Source organism: Gardnerella sp. DNF00747 (assembly GCF_049262675.1).
Taxonomy (GTDB): domain Bacteria; phylum Actinomycetota; class Actinomycetes; order Actinomycetales; family Bifidobacteriaceae; genus Bifidobacterium; species Bifidobacterium swidsinskii.
In genome coordinates this window covers 976,344-994,683 of sequence record NZ_CP058394.1, presented here as the reverse complement: position 1 = coordinate 994,683, position 18,340 = coordinate 976,344, and the positions used below count along the sequence as shown (strand labels likewise).

The window sequence follows — 18,340 nt, the reverse complement described above, 5'->3', positions numbered from 1 at the left end:
AGAAGTTAGGAAGGATTTCACCTAAAATGGTTACTGATGAAACCAATGAGCTATATCAGTTTAATGGTGTATTCGAAAAAGTTAGAAGTGCTGATATTCGTCTTATAGATACTTCTAATCTGGAGCTGGAGCATGTGCTTGGGCCAACGATAGTACTGTTCCTAGCGAACTATAAAGCCAAGAATGGGAAACCGTCTTTTGCTGATTTCATCAGTCGTTTAGAGCATGATGATACTTTCTTTTCAGAATTCATGCATTTAGCAAGGCATAGGCTAGAAAATGTAGCAAAACTAGAATTAAAAAAGAAAGAATATAAAAAATGGGTTACAGGTTGTTTGCATAGTGATGTTCATCAGATAAACAAGGTTTTCAATTATTCTTTCAATAAGAATAATAAAATATTAACTAAAGTTTGCGGTGATTTACATGAAACACCTCCTTCTTTCCTAGTAGAATCAAAAGACTTTAAGTTGTATTTGAAGCGTGGCTCAAATGGTAATTTACAAGTATTGGAAGTTCTATGGAGCTTAATATCTGAAGATGAGAAAATATTGGATTTGGTTTGGCCAAAAAGTTTAAATTTGGGGGATCATTCTTGGTATGAATCTATTGATCGCAAACCATTATCATCAAAAGAACAGGCTTCAAGATACTACCGGAGATTTGGACAAATTATGTGTTTGGCTTATGCGTTGCGTATGAGCGATTTGCATTATGAAAATATTATTGCTCATGGAGAATATCCTGTAATTATTGATTATGAGACACTAGGTGCGTTAAATATAAATGAAAGTTATCGCAAGAATGATGTTAGTTTTAATTATAAACTATTGAAGCGGATAAATAACAGTGTTCTTATGACAGGAATGCTTCCACTAGCTGCAAATCAATCTGAGCGTGATGATGTTGGTGCTATATCTTCAAAGAGAATACTTAGATCTGTTAAGGAACTGGTTGATATAGGAACTTTAGATATGAGGTTTGAGAGAAAAGATAGAATAGTCTCTACTAACACTGCCTCTCCCTTCTTAAGTAAATATGATGGTGAAGAAAATTTGGCATGGGAAGATTATTACGATGATATATTAGATGGTTTTCATTATACGTATACAGCTATTCTTAAAGTGCGTAAGGAGTTGATTGCTAAGTTAGAAAGTGTTGCTACATCTATCGAAAGTAGAATTTTATTACGTAATACCCGAGAATATGCTGCTGTTATAGAGGCGTTGAAATCATATCGTTTTCAAGAACGTAAGGAATATATTTGGAAGATTTTTTGCGAAAAGAAGTATGGTATTTTATCTTCAAATTTAGTTGACTACGAGCGTTCGGTTCTAGAAGTTGGACTTATTCCGTCCTTTTACTGTAGAGCAAATTCAAAAGATCTTTATGGTGGGAATAAACAGCTACTATGTGAGCTTTCTTTGACTCCCATTACTTTAATGAAACAACAACTTGAAAGGCTGAATACAAAAGATCTTAAATTTCAAGTTGATGTGATTGAGTTTTCTCTTAAAGGTGTAGCTACAGTGCAAAACACGCAATGGTTAACCTATTGTGAGACTTGCAAAAAAAATAGTTTAATTGCGCTAAAGTCACAAACACAGATAGCTTCCGATTTATCTTTTAGTATTGAAGAATTCTTTACAAAGTATGCTGTAATTGATAAACATAATTCGAAGAATAGATATTGGTTTGGAGCCAATGTTGATGATCGGGACAATCTAGTTATTGATGTTGTTTCCAGTAATTTATATTCTGGAAGAGACGGTATTGAGACTGTTCTTAAAAATAGTCTTCCCGATGATAAGAATGGTCAATTTACATCTAGTTCAGTTTATTTGAGTTATATGTCTCGTTTGATTGTTGGTGAAGATCGTAATCGATTTTTATCGTGCAATATTAATGAAATCTTGAATTGTGTTCGAAAAGATAGTGTTCATGATGTTCTTGGAGGGAACGCGGGTTTTATTTTTTCTTTGGCTGATATGAACACTGATTATACGCATGTTCTTATTCAAGAAGCTGCATACAGTTTAAAGAAAAAAATGATCTGTGAAGAAGGGATTTTGCGATGGCCTATCGGAAATGAAGTAAGAAAAGCTAATGCCAGCTTTGCGCATGGTAATGCTGGCATAGGATTGTCGCTTCTTAAGGCTGGAATAGTTCTCCATAACGAAGAATACGTCGATCTTGGATTAAAAGCTATAAAGACAGATGATTCATTTATAAATGCAAGTGGTTTATGGGTGGATACGCGTCATATTCCATCAATTCCAACTGCTAACTGGTGTAATGGAACAACTGGTATGGTTCTTAGCCGATATTTATTATTGGAATTGGATAAAACAGTAGGATTTCTAGATTATTTTGAACGTCAAAAAGCTCGTGAAGAAATTCATTTAGGGATTCAACATATTCTTTCTAGCTTTTATTCATTAACAAGTTTTTCTATGTGCCATGGCATTTCAGGTAACCTTAAGTTGCTAATATTTCTTGATAAGCAAGGTCTTTTATCTGTAAATCAAAGTGTTGAATTGAGTCGTCAGATTAAACTATTCCTACGTTATATTGTTGATTTTGGATGTGGGTTCGGTAATAATCGTTTTCAATCTTTAGGACTTATGACAGGACTAGCCGGGATTAAATTGTTCCTCGATGAACTCTCTAATGACAAAGCAACTTTGTTTCCTCTTATTCCAGTAAGGAGTGATGCAAATGAAAATGATTAAACAACAGTCAGAAAAAGATTGTTTACTCGCATGTTTTGCCATGGTTTTGTCTGTTTATGGGATTAGCAGAGATCCATATTCGATTAATCCTGAACACTACCTATTTGAGTCTGATGGATTACGAGCATCTAGTTTGCGATCTTTATGTGAAAAATATGGTCTACTGTTAAAAGCATATCGTATTAATTCTTTAGAGTTGTTGGAATATGCCAAGCAAAGTGATTCAATCTTGATTTTACATTTGATCAACAATCATTATGTTGTGCTATCAAAAGTAAAAAAAGAGTTTTTAGTTATAAACGATCCAGCATACGGTATAAGACGTATTCGTATTGATGAACTTAGTAGAATTTTTTCAGGAACAGTGTTGTCGATTTCTAAAGATTCTTCATCAAAAGTGAAAATCGATAAAAAAGATCCTGTGAAAAAAACTAATGTTTTTTCTTTATTTTCAAAAACTGGTTTTTTGTGGATGCTGCTTTCTTTTATTTGTATTCAAGGTGTTTCATTATTATACGCTGCGTTATTGCGTTGTATAGTTGAGAAAAACAATAGTTTTAACTATTTGTTTATAGCAGTAGGGTGTATAGGGCTAATTACTGTATTGAATTATTTTGTGCAGGTAAAAGCATTAGAAAAAGGGGCTAGAGATTTTGATAGGGCTTATTCAAATCGTCTAATCAAATCAATGACACAACAGCCATTATCTTATTTCGAACGTTCCAGCATAGGTGCTTTAATCGAGAAGTTAGCTTTACGCACTACGGTGCGTGATACGCTACAAAAGGCAATCATTCCTCAACTGTTTTCAGCTATATCTTCTACTGTCCTTCTTGGATTCATAGCCTATTTTACCCCTATTATTTCAGTCGTTCTACTTTTAGGGTTAGCTTTTTTTGCAACCATTAACTATTTCATTGTTAATAGACAAAAAGAATTGACGTTTGATTTTATTCAATCTCAGCAAAACTTATCAACTAGAATTCAACATGATATTGAAGATATTGCTGTTCTTATTTCTACTCGTAAAACCAATTATATTGCAGATAAATGGATTCAATTAAATGATTCACTAACGTCTAGTTATCTATCGCTAACAAAACTAGTTACGTTAGCTCAGTCGTTCTCTTCTTTTTTCACATATGCTTCAAATATTTTTCTGGCCGTTTATCTAGCATTTTGTTTCAAAATGGGCAGTGTTAACCTGGGTGAAATGCTAATGATACAATCATGTGCAGCACTATCTGTATCAGGATTAAAAGATGTGCTTAACTCGTTTACTGGATATGTAACTGTACGACAAAATCTAGATAGGAATAATGACCTTACTGCTACGCAACCTAAACAATTATTTGTCGAAGATTCTTCTAGCTCTGAATTAGTTGCTACAAATTTGAGCGTAACTTTACCAGGAAATAAACATTTAGATTATGGGACTATTCATTTCACTCCTGGAGAGAAGGTATTTCTAATAGGCAGATCTGGTATTGGAAAAACAACCTTTATTAAGACTCTGCTTGGTTTAATACCTCATCAAGGTCTGTTGTATCAGCCGAGTAGTTTTAACGATAAAGTTGGAGTTTCGTTAGCTGATACACCTTTAGGCGGATCTACCATCCGAGAATTTCTTGTGGGTGAATATGATAAAAAAGATGCTAACTTACTTTGGTCGGCACTGGAAATAGTTTCTTTAGATCAACGTATAAAAGAATTTCCTTTAAAATTGGATTCCTTATTGTTGGAAAATGCTTCTAATTTGTCAAGTGGAGAAAAAAAGAGATTAGCTATTGCTCGCGCTCTTGTTTCGGCTCAAAACGGATGGGTTTTTTTGGATGAGCCTTATATTGGGTTAAATCAAGAACTTATAAAAACTATTCATTCGAATCTTAAAAACAACAAACAATTATCAATTATGTTAGTTACGCACAACTTGCGAATGTTGAAACCGCAAGACAAAGTTATATTTTTCAGTGATATTGCATCACCAGAAATTGGTACACATTCGCAGCTATTGAATAGTAGCGAAATGTATCGAAATTATTACAAATCACAAATGAATGGAGATATTAATGTCTAAGTACGCAATTGAAACTTGTAGACTATCAAAAGTCTATGGTGATCAGGCTGTAGTGCGGGATTTGTCTATTCATGTTCCACGTGGAAGCATCTATGGTTTTCTTGGACCAAATGGTGCTGGCAAATCAACAACTATGAAGATGTTGCTTGGTCTTGTTAAACCTTCAAGTGGTCAGATTGTAGAGTTTCGGAATTCTGCAAGTAATGGTAGCTCTAAGAAAGTGTTGCCGGGGTTATTGGTAGGATCGTTGATAGAAGGTCCGGCATTTTATCCTAATTTAAGTGCCTTAGAGAACGTTGATTTGGTTTGCGATTATCTTGGCATTGTTCGTGCTCAAGGTCGAGAAGCACTCGACATGGTTGGGCTTTCAGGTATAACTGGTAAAAAACCAGTGAAAGCGTTTTCTTTAGGAATGAAGCAGCGTCTAGGTATAGCGCTAGCTTTGGCAGCGAATCCACCTGTGTTGATTTTAGATGAGCCAACAAATGGTTTAGATCCTGCTGGTGTAGTAGAAATGCGTCAGCTAATTGTTAATTGGGCGCATAACCGTGGTACGACGGTGATGATTTCATCTCATATACTTTCTGAAATTGAACAGATGGCTGATTATGTGGGGATTATCTCAGCAGGAACTTTACGCTTTGAGGGGCGTATGCAGGATATTTGTTCTGCAGGGTACTTGCAACTACAAGTTTCTGATATGCAATCTGCAGTAGTTCTATTATCTAATTGTGGTATTGATTATAAAGTGGAAGAGGCTAGTAGATCCCTAATATTGCCAATTATATCTAATGAAGTAGTAGCAAATTTGGTTGCACATCTTGTGAATCAAAATGTGAAAGTATATAGGGTACAAATGGTTCGTCAATCTTTGGAAGAAGCATTCTTAGAACTAACAGATCCAATTTACACATCAAAGGTGGTCGCAAAATGAAGCAGTTTATTTTAACGCTAAAAAGTTTGCGTCATCGACAGATTTTGCTGATTACATTATTATTCATTGCTGTTGTTGGCTTATGGTTGGGTGCAGCGCTTGCTAAACGTGCTCGTGGCCCCAAAGAGATTCACCTTTATTTGCTAGCATTGAATGAGGTGATGATGTTAGCTATCTACGTGTTACCGATTATTGCTGCAATTGTCGCCTCTAGGGTGGTAACCACATCGCGTGATGGTGGTATGGATACTAAACTGCGTTCTATGGGAATTTCTGCTAGTCGCCAGTTTGGTGCAAATCTTGTTGTAACTATAATGATTACTACGCTAGTTGCTGTTTTCATTTTGGCATTAGCGCTCGTATCATCGTTAATATATGGATTTAATAGACCAAACAACATTACAATAATATCATTATCTGCTTTACTTGCACTGGTAGGAGATGCGATTGCTGTAAGTGCTATACATACATGGGCTGCTACACAATTTTCACAACAAGGTGTGACTCTTGGAATGGCTGTGGTTGCTGCTATAGGTACATCTGCACTTCCATTTGCTGGTTTAAATTATTTATCTTGGATTTTGCCTTGGGGTATTGTTAGTGCTGCGAATCCGGTACTTGGTTCAACTGGTGGCGTGGTTACTATTAGCTCCGAAGCACTACTGTTTGGCGTAGTAGCAGTGATTGTTGGGATTTTCTGGTCTAGTGTGTGCATGTTTTTGATTAAAATTAGAAAGGTGGAACAATGATAAAAAAAACATTTGCTTGGGAATGTAGGAAAAATAACATTACTTGGTATTGGATTGCTTTATTGTGTACGTCTTTTCTTGGATTGCTTATGGGAATTAGTCAATATGAGTCATATGAAGCAGAGTTCAAGGCTCAAGGAGTTACCTATTTAGCAGTATGGGGTCAGTCTGCGTTGTTGCCAACGACATTATTCTTTCCTATATTGCTTGGTGCACTGCAAGCGCAGAAAATGTCTAATGAGCATAATGGCCGTAATATTGCTCGTTTAAAGGCTATTGGAGTTGTTAATAAGTATATTACAACATTGACGCTTCATTCCTTTGTTATTTCTATGTTTTCTGTATTGCTGTTTGGCACTTTACAACTTGTTGCTGGCATATTTCTTCATTTTCATATTTCTGATGTATTTTCTCTAGTTCCTCGTTTATTTGCGATTGCATTAGCGATGACAGCTTGGCAACTGATTGTAGTGGGTATTGGGGTTCGCCTTTCAGGATTTTCTTCAATTGTTACAGTTGTGTTGGTTTCATCACTCATAGGATTTGGAATGGCTATTGTTGCACCCGCATTATCTGTTGTTTATCCACCGGCTCTTCTTGCGTATGCAAGTGCTGTACGTTGTATAGGTGATTTTTATGCGGTAGGTTCGATTGTTATCTCTGTTATGATGAATCTAATGTGGATAATTTTGGGAATGATATTCATAAAGGTTCAATTCAAACGAGCAAGGCTATGAGCACTTATATGCGTGAGAAAGCTTTATTTCATCACGATTATAACGCTAGACGAATATCCTCAAGTAGTTACCGGCTTGGGTTCTTTGACCAAATATATGCAGCTTGGATAAATAACTCTGAGCCGGTATGGATTATTGGAATACTTTCGACTATCTATCAAATAATAATTGGATTACGTAGTGATGCTGATCCGATTATAGTGTGGATGACGGTTGTGCTAACTTCTATTGCAGTATTTGGTAGGCGCCGATATTGGCATATTTCTGTTGCTTTATCTCTTATGGCCGCTAGTATATCTGCCTATTGTGGAGATGTAAATATTGGATTGCTTACCATGTATATTCTGGCTTCTTCAGGTATATGTTTGCTTGATATGCGAAAAATGTTAATAGGTATATTAGCCTTAGGTGCTGGAGTTGTCTTATCAACTCTTTATGGATATGTAGTCTTCGGCAGGAAATTAATTATTCCTGCCATTTCTGTTTTTGTATTTACATCTCTAACTGCTGCTCTAATACGAATGAGAGCAAATCAGGTCAGAGAGAAACAACAAGAACAAGCCATATTATCTGAACTACATGAGAGTGAATCCCAAGCACGAGTTAATGAGAAAGCTACGAGAATGGCAACTGTGCTACACGATTCTGTTGGACATTGTCTTACCGCAATTATTAGCCTAACTGAGGGTCTGCAAGTAGATGATGATTTAGATGTGAAACAGCATGAAATAGTGAAACTTATCAACGAATATGCTAGAAGTGGCTTACGGCAAACGAGAACTCTAGTTAACTCGATATCTGGTGGAGAACAAGATAGTAATAAGGAACATTCTATTACCGATATTGAAGAACTGGTTGCAGGAATCAATAAACTTGGAATACGTGCACAGCTAGAAATAACACCAGTAGTTCCAGAAGTGGGGGTTCAAATTCAATGGGCATACAGGATTATTCGCGAATCTATAACGAATACTTTGAAACATGCTACACATGCTACAGAAATTAGTGTTCAAATCACCATAACGTTGAAAGGAGAACTCGAAGTTGTTGTAATTGATAATGGCAAACAGATGGGTATTCATGAACAGACTCCGTCTACTGGTTATGGTCTTGCTCATATCGCTGCTGATTTAGTCAGTATTGGAGGCTCTATTACTGCAGGGGTCTATGCTAGAGGTGGCTGGAGAGTGCATGCAATTATACCAAAGGAAAATATCTATGATTGATCGCAAAAAAATCCGAGTTATTATTGTCGATGATCAGAAAGCTATCCGTTATGGATTTTCAATGATAATTAACAAATCTGCTACATGTACTGTCATAGGATCTTGTGAAAACGGGCTAGTTGCATTAGATATGCTTGAAAGGTTATCTGCATCGGGTGAGCAGTTGCCGGAAATAATAATTATGGATATTAGGATGCCTGTTATGAATGGGATCATTGCGACAAAACATATTAAAACTAAATACAGAAATATTAAGATTCTTGCACTTACTACTTATGATTATGACGACTATGCATTTAAAATGCTAAGTTCTGGAGCTTCCGGTTTCCTACTAAAGGATGTGCGCGGACCGCAACTTATATCTGCTATTGAAGCTATTAATGCAGGAGATGCTGTGCTAACTCCAAGAATAACAGGAAAGATATTAGCTCGTCATGTTTCTCAAATCAGTGCAAGTCAAGATGTGCAAATAGCTAGAGCTAAATTTGATGCTCTAACAGAACATGAAATTGAAATAGTAAGCCTTGTGTCATGTGGTCTCAATAATGCAGAAATTGCTGAGAAGCTTTTTATTGAACCTGATTCAGCCAAAAAAGCTGTCTCTCGTATTCTTGCAAAACTGGGGATGCGTGATCGCGTGCAACTAGCTATAGAATGGATAAAAACTTCTAATTGAGTAAAAATAAAAGTCATACTCTAATTAGACATATGTAAGACAATTCACATTTACGAAATAAATCGAAAAATTTAATAGTTTTGCACTCAAAAACGATAAAAACAATTATGTGGTATGAACTGTGCTAAAAATTAAAAATATTTTACTCAGCAGTTTTATATGTATTGTATATTTGAAAAAGTGGGAGTGACAGTTTTTGATGAGAATTATTGACCGAAATATAAACATATGTTTATACAGTAAAACATATGTTTATTTTCATTAAAAACTGTAATAATTACTGATTTTATAAAGCACTTCGTGAAAATGGAGTGCTTTTTTCTGTATATTGGTGTGTCGAATTTTCTAAAAACAGGTAAAAATTTCGAATTTTATTGATATTTAATAAATATTTTAGTTATAAATAGTGTTATTTTAATTGTTTATAATGTTTAAACGATATAATGAATTTGACATGAAACAACAGTATGAGCTGTAACAGTAGTTGTTGGCTGGGTATAAAAACTACTGCTCGTAGTAGCTCTTACTACTTTGCTTCATTGCGGAACCGTGAATTTTGTATGTGTAGTTTTACTGTGCTACGAAACTAATCGTGTATTTCGAATAGTTTCGCCTACGGTATCGTTTGCGAAGTTTGTAAGATATTTTTGCCGCCAATAATTGCGTAAGCCGCTCAAACTATATCGATTAATATGGTAAGGAGAGTTACGTGGACGGAATTCTGTCAGTACTGCTCGATATTTTCAGACAGCCATCTGTTATAGTTGCGCTTATTTCTTTTATTGGGCTTGCAGTGCAAAGAAAGAAATTCTCGGATATTTTGCAAGGATCAATCCGTACTCTTGTTGGTTTTCTTGTTTTAGCAGCTGGTTCTGGAGTTATTACTGAAGCGTTGAACCCCTTTGGCAAAATGTTTCAATACGCATTTCATGTGCAAGGCGTAGTGCCGAATAATGAAGCAATTATTGGAACTGTTTTATTGAAGTATGGCTCTGAATCTGCGCTTATTTTCTTCTTTGGAATGATTGTTAATATTATTCTTTCTATTACTTCTCGTTTTAAATTTATCTATTTAACGGGTCACGTAGCTTTCTATATGGCAAGTATGCTTGCAGTTATATTTAATGTTGCAGGATTTAGCATGTGGGAAGTTCTTTTATGGGGTTCAATTGCTCAAGGATTGTTTACGACAATTTCTCCAGCACTGGTGCAGCCGTTTATGAAGAAAGCTTCAGGCAAAGATGATGTTGCTTTAGGACATCCTGCTGGTACTGGTGTTGCTTTAGGTGCGTTAATTGCAAAGCTTACTGCTTCAAAAAAGCGTCCTTCTAAGTCAACTGAGGATATTAAATTCCCAGCAGCATTGGGATTCTTGCGTGATACAACAGTTCTTATCACGCTTTCTATGGCTGTTATTTATATAGTAGTGGCACTTTTTGCTGGATCTTCGTATGTCGAAACACATTTATCTAATAGTCAAAACTTCATTGTTTTCGTTATGTTGAAGGCTGCAACTTTTGCTGCAGGTGTTTATATTATTCTTGCAGGCGTGCAGATTGTTCTTGACGAAATTGTTCCAGCTTTTAAGGGAATATCGGAAAAGCTTGTTAAAAATGCGCGTCCTGCTTTAGATGCACCAATGACTTTTGGCTTTGCTCCTAATGCTGTTCTTATTGGTTTCTTAGCTAGTTTCTTTGGCGGTTTGCTTGGAATGACGCTTATGGCGATTTTGGGAACGACAATTATTATTCCTGGAATTGTTGCGCATTTCATGGCTGGTGGTGCTGCAGGAGTATTCGGTAATGGTCAAGGTGGAATACGTGGTTGCTTGACTGCATCATTTATTAATGGTCTTTTTATTACTTTCCTTCCGTTGTTCCTTTTGCCAGTGCTTGGCGATTTGGGAAGCGCAAATTCTACATATTCTGATGCGGATTATGGTGTATTTGGTGTAATACTTGGTCACGCAAATATTGTCGGTGGTCGTACTGTTTTAATTTCTGTAATACTTATTGCACTAATATTGTTCTATTCTGTTTCGATATTGATGAATAAACGCGATTCTAATAATTTTGAAAAGGTTGAAGAAATAAAATAAGTAAAGAAAATAAAAATACAATTAAATAATTGTATATACATATAAAAATTAAAAATTTTTTTACTCATTTTCTTATTTATTTGTACATTTTATTGTATGACTGGTAGGATAACAGAGTTATTAGTTTTGCATGAGCCGTTGTTACTATGCTGTGTTTTACACAAACTAGTATCAACGGCTTTTTCATATTAGCGTTTAGCTAGGGGAGAGTGATAATGGTCGAAGGTGTGCCTAAATACATTGCTGTGCGAGATAATCTACGCGCTCGCATTGATTCTATGGAAGCGAACGAACAATTACCTCCTGAAATTGAATTGTGCAAACAATACAATGTGAGCCGTATTACTTTGAGGCATGCAGTCGATAACCTTATTACTGAAGGATTACTTGTTCGTGAGCAGGGTAGAGGAACATTTCGAGCTTCTTCAATTATTCCTAGTTATAGTCAAGAAGTAATTTCTGATCGTGCGCAAGGATTTTACGAGCAGACTTATTCTAATGATGCAAAAATTAGAATAAAAGTTATTGAAAACGATGTTATTCATGATGAAGATGCTGCTGCTCGTTTAGGCCTTGATCCAGTAGATGAATTGATATGTTTGAAACGCTTGCGTTATGTTGACGATGTTTTATCGCGTTATAGTGTGCTCTATTTGCCTGCTTCTCGTTTTCCTAAAATTTTGACGCATGATTTTTCAGATGAGTCGTTATCTGATTTTTTGCTTAAAGCGTACGCTGTTCAACTTGTAGAAAATGAAGTGTCTGTGCATATAGAAAATCTATGTGACAGGCTTGCAGCAGTACTTAACCTTGAAGTTGGAACTCCTGCAATTACAGCTTATTCTACTGTAAAAGATAAGTTTGGTACGATTATTGCTTTTGGTGCATCTGTTTATGCGCCAAATTCTGGTGAGATTCGTTTCCACCTGCATTCAAATGCTGCTTAATTAAACTTTAGGGCTAACTAAGAATGTCTTAGCTAGCCCATTTTTGTGTTAAAAAACAATAAAACCTTGCTGGTTTTCCAGCAAGGTTTTTTCGTGTCCGGAGCGGGAGTTGAACCCGCACGCCTGTAACAAATAGGCACTAGCACCTCAAGCTAGCGCGTCTACCATTCCGCCACCCGGACAGGTGTTTTAGACAACAGATAAGACTATAACATCTTTTTTTCTTCTTCGCTTCGGCGTGTTGAAAAAATTACGAATTTTCAAAATATTTATATATGAAAATAGTAATAATAGTTTTAAATTATGCTATTTTCAGTATAAAAATCTCCTTTACTATCTTGTTTAAAATCAATAATATTCACTGACTTTTTTGCCAAGTTTCCATCAAAGTCAATGAACGAGTGTTGTGGCAATGAAGAAATATCATGTTTTGGATAGTCTCTTCTAAAGAAAGCACCTCTAGATTCATGTCTAGCAAGTGAAGATTGCAATACTGCCTTTGCAAGTAGTGACATGTTCTTTATTTCCCATATTGCAGTAATTTCTTGGTTAAAAACTAAATTATTGCTATGGATGTGTAATGACTGAATTTTAGGATCTATAAATTCTTGTATTTCATTAAGTGCTTCCTTAATTGATTGCTCGTCACATGATATTGCAACAGCGTTTTCCATGATTTTTCCTAAATCTGCAAATAATTTATAAGGATTATATTCTTCTTCTATTTGTGAAAATTCGTCGTTATAGCTGTTGTCTGTAAAATCTGTAGCTTGATTCGCACTTGTTTTCATAAGCTGATTAAGCTCATTATTTCTTTGTTTATATAAGACTTGTAGCGCAGTATTATTTGAGAAAGTTTTATTGGTTTCGTTGGTTTCGTTGGTTTTGTTACTGTTAGTTTCGTCATCCTTGTTTAAGTTTTTCAATTCTTTTGCTATTGTTGCTCCCGCGCGATTTCCAAAAAGGCATGCGTCAAGCAAGGAGTTTCCTCCTAATCGATTAGCTCCGTGCACTCCTACGCATGAGCATTCTCCGGCAGCGTATAAACCATAAACAATAGTTTGGTTGTTATTTTGCAATCTATATACTTTTCCATCCAAAGTTATCGGTATTCCGCCCATTGTGTAGTGAGCTGTAGGACGAATTGGGACTAAATTGCAAGTTGGGTCAAGATGAGCATATTTTTCAATAGTTTCTGTGACTTGTGGCAAGTATTCTAACATATTTTCTCGGCTGATATGTGTCATATCTAGCCAAACGCAATCGTTATGTGAATTGCTTTGTTGCGTAGTTGTTGAATCGTTTACACCTCTGCCTTCGCGAATTTCTTGGGCAATTGCACGAGAAACAACATCTCTTGGAGCTAAATCTGCATGTACTTCATCGTATTTTTTCATAAAAGCTTCGCCATTTGAGTTCCTAAGCACGCCGCCTTCAGCTCTTGCTGCTTCTGAAAGCAGAATACCAGTATGAGCTAGTCCAGTAGGGTGGAATTGAATGAACTCGCAGTCTTCAAGTTGTAATCCTGCTTTTAAAGCTAAAGCCATGCCATCGCCTGTTAAATCCCACGAATTAGATGTTGTTGCAAATAATCTTCCCGATCCGCCTGTAGCTAAAAGTAGGAATCTAGATTTTATTGCTCGCAAGTTTCCTGCAGATAAATCAAATGCAACAATTCCTTCAACGCTCATAGTTTGATCGTTTATAGCAACATCTGTTACGTAACAATCTTCAGCAAATACAATATTCTCGGAAACACATTGTTGCCATAAGCTATGTAAAATTTGGTGACCAATACGATCTGCAGCAAAAGCTGTACGTTCAATTGGATTCTTTCCAAAATTAGCAGTATGTCCACCAAAACGGCGTTGGTTAATATATCCATTTTGTGTTCGAGAAAATGCTACGCCATCATGTTCAAGCTGAATAACTGTTTTTGGTGCTTCTTTTGCAAGTAGCTTTGCTGCATCTTGATCGCTTAGCCAATCTCCGCCATGAACTGTGTCATAATAATGCCATTGCCATTTGTCGTGCTCTACATTCCCAAGGCTTGCTGCTATACCTCCTTCAGCAGAACCCGTGTGTGAACGCAATGCTGGCACTTTAGAAATCACTAAAATTGATGGTGTTTTTCCTTCTTTTTTCATGCATGCGTATTCTTCGGATTTAATTAATCCTAGTGCTGCAGATAATCCTGCAGCTCCAGCGCCAACAATAATAACATCGTAGTATTCGCTTGATTGCATACTTTTATTTTCTCACATATCTTGTATTGAGCGCGTTATTTTACGCTACTTTTTGCTGTGATAATGTTAAATTTTCTTTATTTTGTACAATAATTCCTTCCAATTCTAGCAATGCAATTTTTCCAGAAATTTCAGCAATAGATGGTATGTAATCTAATTGTTTTTCTTTGTAAGAAGTTTTTATTATTTCGTATATTCTGTCAACATTTGCAAGTTCGCGTTCGCGTTTGCACGTTGTAATTGCGTCGATAATTAGTTTTTGTGTATTGTCATAATTTTTATAGTCTATACTTAATTTTTCTGGTTTAGGTTGAGAATAAGCAAAGTAGTGATGAGATTGAGGAAACAGAATATCTATATCTTGAGTTGAACACAATATTATAGCTTGTGAATCGTGTATTAGCTTGTTGCATCCCGCATTATTAGGCTGATTGATATCTCCTGGTATAGCGTATAGTTCGCGATTTAAATTCGTTGCCCATGTTGCAGTATTTAGTGCTCCGGATTGTAATCTTGCTTGAGCAACTATAATTTTTGATGCTAGAGCTGCAATAATTCTATTTCGCAATAAAAATCTGTGGCCTACTGGTGTTGTATCTGGGCATAGTTCGCTAATACACACTCCGCCTTTTGCAATAATTTGTTCAAAAAGCTGATAATTGCATCTGGGGCCCATATGATTTAATCCTCCTGCAAATACAGCAATGGTTTTTCCTGTAGGCTTATTTTCATCTATATCTTGTGCATCTAATGCGCCCCAATGTGCTGCTGCATCAATTCCGTACGCTCCACCAGAAATAACAGTATGACCTTTCGAAGCGCAATCATAAGCAAATTGATATGCGAGTTCTCTTCCGTAGTCTGTGCAAGAGCGTGAACCAACAATAGCAAGTGGATTATGACATTGTGTTAATGTTTGTGGATTCCCTACGCCCCACAAGCATAAAGGTGGTGAGAAATGACTCTGAAAAGCCAAATCTTGTAATTGTTTCGGCCAATATTTGCTGTGTGGTGCAATAATCCATTGCTTTCCGCCACAAGTGAACCATTGACATAGTGATTCATTATTCCATGTCGGCAAATGCAATAGTCGAACGCACCATTTTGAAATAGAATTGTGTAGCACTTCTAAAGATTTAGGCGCATTATTGTTGTGATAACCCCACGCTGTTAAGCCCTTCTTGAAATAATTTTCTAAGAGAGCAAGCTCTTTATGTTTTTTTATGAAACTTAACATTGTAGATACTAATTCTTGATTTTTGTTACGTTTTCTTGAGCTAAAAGTTTTAGAATTGGCATCGTTTTCTTGATCTGCTACTTCACTAATAATTGGAAGTTGCATTTGTTGAGCTGAGTCTGTTGATTGTTGTTTCGTATAATTTTTCACAATTGTTTTTAATAGTGAAACAATTTCTTTAGCGCTTTTAGATCCCAATAGTAGTGTGTACATAATTGCATCCACTCCTTCAAGGCAGAATGTAAGTATTGCACGAGATATTGTTTCTTCGTCTGGTGAAGAAAAATCGCTAGATGCACTAATGGTTTCTTTAGTGTTATCCGTGTTGTTTATGCTCTTAGTGTTCATATTCGTGTCCTTAAACTGATAGCTTGTGCCATGTCTGTCATGTCTGGTGAAGTGTGTCCAGAAAGATCAGCAAGTGTCCACGCGAGTCGCAATGCTCTATCTGCTCCGCGCAAACTCAATTGATGCTTTTCTAATGCACGGTTAATAAGTCCTACAGCTTGCTGTGAAGTGTATTTTCTAAGCCACGTTCCAGATGCTTGTGCGTTGCAATCCCAACCTTGTTTTATAAAACGATCGCGAGCAATTTTACGAGCTTCTATTACGTTACCTCGCATTGTTTTGCTATTCAGATACGTGTTTTTAACTGAGTTTTGTGCATTGTCTTGATGATGGTTTGAAATAATAATTCGTTCTACTGGAGGTACATCCATTTGAATATCAATACGGTCAAGAATTGGACCTGAAAGGCGTGAAAAATATCGTGCTCTTTCGCGCTCTTTGCAAGTGCATCTTTCTCCATTTCCGTATGCGTAGCCGCAAGGACAAGGATTTGCAGCAATAACAAGCTGGAATTTAGCTGGATAAAGAGTTGTACCTTTTGAACGAGAAATAGCAATATGTCCTGATTCCAATGGTTCTCTTAGGGTTTGCAATACTCTAGGAGAAAACTCTGGAGCCTCATCCATAAACAGCACTCCGCAATGTGCTCTAGTAATAATCCCAGGTTTTGCAACTCCTGTTCCTCCTCCAATAAGAGAAGCTGCTGAAGCAGTATGGTGAGGTGCTTCAAATGGTGGAATATTGCTAATTCCGTAGTAGGGAAGTGTGCCACAAAGTGAACGAATTGAAGCAACCTCAAGCTGTTCTTGTTCGTTAAGTGGACACATAATGCTTGGTATTCGTGAAGCTAGCATGGTTTTTCCAGATCCTGGAGGTCCAATCATCATCACGTGATGTCCTCCAGCTGCAGCAACTTGTAGAGCCCATTTTGTATGTTCTTGCCCTATTACTTCAGACATATCTCCAATTTCATATTTTGGTTCAATTTGTAGTGGGGAAGTGCTTTCTTCGTGAATTGACGGATTATAATCTTCTTCTCCATTGTTATAATTTCCATTTCGCTCAAGAACTTGCATATATTTATACGCAGGGTCTTCTTCAATAAGCTTTAGTGATTCCTCGCTCAAACTGCCATGCAATTGCGTCACTAAATCTAAAATATGGTGTATTCCAATAGATTCAATTCCATCTACAAGTTGTGCTTCGGCAAGATTTTCTTGTGGAATAATCATTCGTTTAAAATGCATCTTTTTTGCGTAAAGTGCAATAGGAAGAATGCCTTGAATAGGTAATACTGTCCCGTCAAGATTTAGTTCTCCTAGAATAACTGTATTTTCTAATTCTGTAAGTGGAATATACTTTTCTGCGCTTAGTATGCTTGCTGCGATAGCTAAATCGTATGATGCTCCGCTTTTTGGCATTGAAGCAGGTGATAAGTTTACTGTTATCCTTCCTTCAGGCCATTTGCAATGCAACGCAAAATGAGCTGATTTAACGCGCTCTCTTGCTTCGCTTAATGAAGTGTCAGGTAAGCCGATAATAGAAAAGTTTGGCATATTTCCAGATATAAAAGCTTGCAGCTGAATAGTAAAAGCTTTAAGACCAATAAGTCCTATTGATGTTGCGTTTCCAATATGCATTAGAATGCTCCTTGAACATGCTTGAATTGGATTGATGAATTATCTTCAATTTCTTCCAAGGATTGCAATTCATATGCAGAATCTGGATAAGTGTATTTGTTAATAACGAGAATTGATACAGCATCAAATCGAATACGGTAATGAGGTATGTCGCTTCCGCATTCTTCCAGCCATTTCATACCAGTTGTACGTAATTTGCTACATTTTTCTTGAGTAATTGCTTCAAGTGGAGTGCCACAACGTACGCTTCTTCGAGTTTTTACTTCTACGAATACCAATTTTTGTTCTGGAGTAATCATTACCAAATCTAGCTCTCCATTGCGGCAATGCCAGTTTCTGTCAATAACGTGCCACCCTTTTTGCATAAGTCGCAAAGCGGCGTATGTTTCTCCCAGTTTTCCCAACTCTTTACTTTCAAGAGAATCATCTTGAAGCTCGTTGGACACTTGTTCAAGTTTTTCTTGCAAAAATACTTGAGCAGTTTCAGCGTTGTCAATCTCGTCAAGCGAGATAATTTCATCGTCAATAATGTGTTTTTGTGTAATCATGCTGCTATTTTCTGTGCTTATTGAGCAGTAATCCAGATTTTTTAAGCATTGTGGATAAAAGCTGTATACGGCGTGTTGTATTAGAAATTCAGTATATTTTCTGTATTTTTCTAAAACAAATTTCGCTATTTTTTGCAAACTGTTA

Annotated in this window: 13 protein-coding genes and 1 tRNA gene; 9 read left to right on the top strand and 5 right to left on the bottom strand. The window is 36.4% G+C overall.

Annotated features, from left to right (window positions below; genetic code table 11):
• Nucleotides 1-26: 26 nt before the first annotated feature.
• From HXT32_RS03840 to HXT32_RS03800, 9 genes are all read left to right on the top strand, one after another.
• Nucleotides 27-2,732 carry a DUF4135 domain-containing protein gene (locus HXT32_RS03840; protein WP_103013981.1) on the top strand — a complete coding sequence of 902 codons (2,706 nt, stop codon included), beginning with the start codon at nucleotides 27-29 and terminating at the stop codon, nucleotides 2,730-2,732.
• On the top strand, nucleotides 2,719-4,809 hold the full coding sequence (locus tag HXT32_RS03835; protein ID WP_004111355.1) for a cysteine peptidase family C39 domain-containing protein: 2,091 nt from the start codon (nucleotides 2,719-2,721) through the stop codon (nucleotides 4,807-4,809). The genes HXT32_RS03840 and HXT32_RS03835 overlap by 14 nt, the downstream gene beginning before the upstream one ends.
• Entirely contained in the window at nucleotides 4,802-5,743 is a 942-nt protein-coding gene (locus HXT32_RS03830) for an ABC transporter ATP-binding protein (RefSeq protein WP_004111357.1), read from the top strand. The genes HXT32_RS03835 and HXT32_RS03830 overlap by 8 nt, the downstream gene beginning before the upstream one ends.
• The gene (locus HXT32_RS03825) at nucleotides 5,740-6,492 is read left to right on the top strand and encodes an ABC transporter permease (RefSeq protein ID WP_004111358.1); all 753 of its coding nucleotides are present in this window, start codon (nucleotides 5,740-5,742) and stop codon (nucleotides 6,490-6,492) included. The genes HXT32_RS03830 and HXT32_RS03825 overlap by 4 nt, the downstream gene beginning before the upstream one ends.
• Nucleotides 6,489-7,229: a hypothetical protein gene (locus HXT32_RS03820; protein WP_004111359.1), complete on the top strand. Its 741-nt coding sequence runs from the start codon at nucleotides 6,489-6,491 to the stop codon at nucleotides 7,227-7,229. Before HXT32_RS03825 ends, HXT32_RS03820 begins: the two co-directional genes overlap by 4 nt.
• Nucleotides 7,226-8,455, top strand: a complete 1,230-nt coding sequence (locus HXT32_RS03815; protein ID WP_004111360.1) for a sensor histidine kinase — start codon at nucleotides 7,226-7,228, stop codon at nucleotides 8,453-8,455. Before HXT32_RS03820 ends, HXT32_RS03815 begins: the two co-directional genes overlap by 4 nt.
• Nucleotides 8,448-9,131 carry a response regulator gene (locus HXT32_RS03810; protein WP_004111361.1) on the top strand — a complete coding sequence of 228 codons (684 nt, stop codon included), beginning with the start codon at nucleotides 8,448-8,450 and terminating at the stop codon, nucleotides 9,129-9,131. The genes HXT32_RS03815 and HXT32_RS03810 overlap by 8 nt, the downstream gene beginning before the upstream one ends.
• Nucleotides 9,132-9,840: 709 nt before the next feature.
• Complete coding sequence (locus HXT32_RS03805; RefSeq protein ID WP_004111362.1) at nucleotides 9,841-11,229, top strand: PTS ascorbate transporter subunit IIC; 1,389 nt, start codon at nucleotides 9,841-9,843, stop codon at nucleotides 11,227-11,229.
• 215 nt (nucleotides 11,230-11,444) lie between these two features.
• The gene (locus tag HXT32_RS03800) at nucleotides 11,445-12,176 is read left to right on the top strand and encodes a GntR family transcriptional regulator (protein WP_012914074.1); all 732 of its coding nucleotides are present in this window, start codon (nucleotides 11,445-11,447) and stop codon (nucleotides 12,174-12,176) included.
• Between the two features lie 94 nt (nucleotides 12,177-12,270).
• Here the strand turns inward: HXT32_RS03800 and HXT32_RS03795 are convergent.
• The 5 genes from HXT32_RS03795 to HXT32_RS03775 all read right to left on the bottom strand — a co-directional run bounded on the left by HXT32_RS03795 (nucleotide 12,271) and on the right by HXT32_RS03775 (nucleotide 18,195).
• A tRNA-Leu gene (locus HXT32_RS03795) sits at nucleotides 12,271-12,358 on the bottom strand.
• Nucleotides 12,359-12,472: 114 nt separating this feature from the next.
• On the bottom strand, nucleotides 12,473-14,422 hold the full coding sequence (locus HXT32_RS03790; protein WP_422118902.1) for an FAD-binding protein: 1,950 nt from the start codon (nucleotides 14,420-14,422) through the stop codon (nucleotides 12,473-12,475).
• 40 nt (nucleotides 14,423-14,462) lie between these two features.
• Nucleotides 14,463-16,007 carry a DNA-processing protein DprA gene (dprA, locus tag HXT32_RS03785; protein WP_076002789.1) on the bottom strand — a complete coding sequence of 515 codons (1,545 nt, stop codon included), beginning with the start codon at nucleotides 16,005-16,007 and terminating at the stop codon, nucleotides 14,463-14,465.
• Nucleotides 16,004-17,647 carry a YifB family Mg chelatase-like AAA ATPase gene (locus HXT32_RS03780; protein WP_102155247.1) on the bottom strand — a complete coding sequence of 548 codons (1,644 nt, stop codon included), beginning with the start codon at nucleotides 17,645-17,647 and terminating at the stop codon, nucleotides 16,004-16,006. The genes dprA and HXT32_RS03780 overlap by 4 nt, the downstream gene beginning before the upstream one ends.
• Entirely contained in the window at nucleotides 17,647-18,195 is a 549-nt protein-coding gene (locus tag HXT32_RS03775; RefSeq protein ID WP_033888751.1) for a YraN family protein, read from the bottom strand. Before HXT32_RS03775 ends, HXT32_RS03780 begins: the two co-directional genes overlap by 1 nt.
• Between the last annotated feature and the right edge of the window lie 145 nt (nucleotides 18,196-18,340).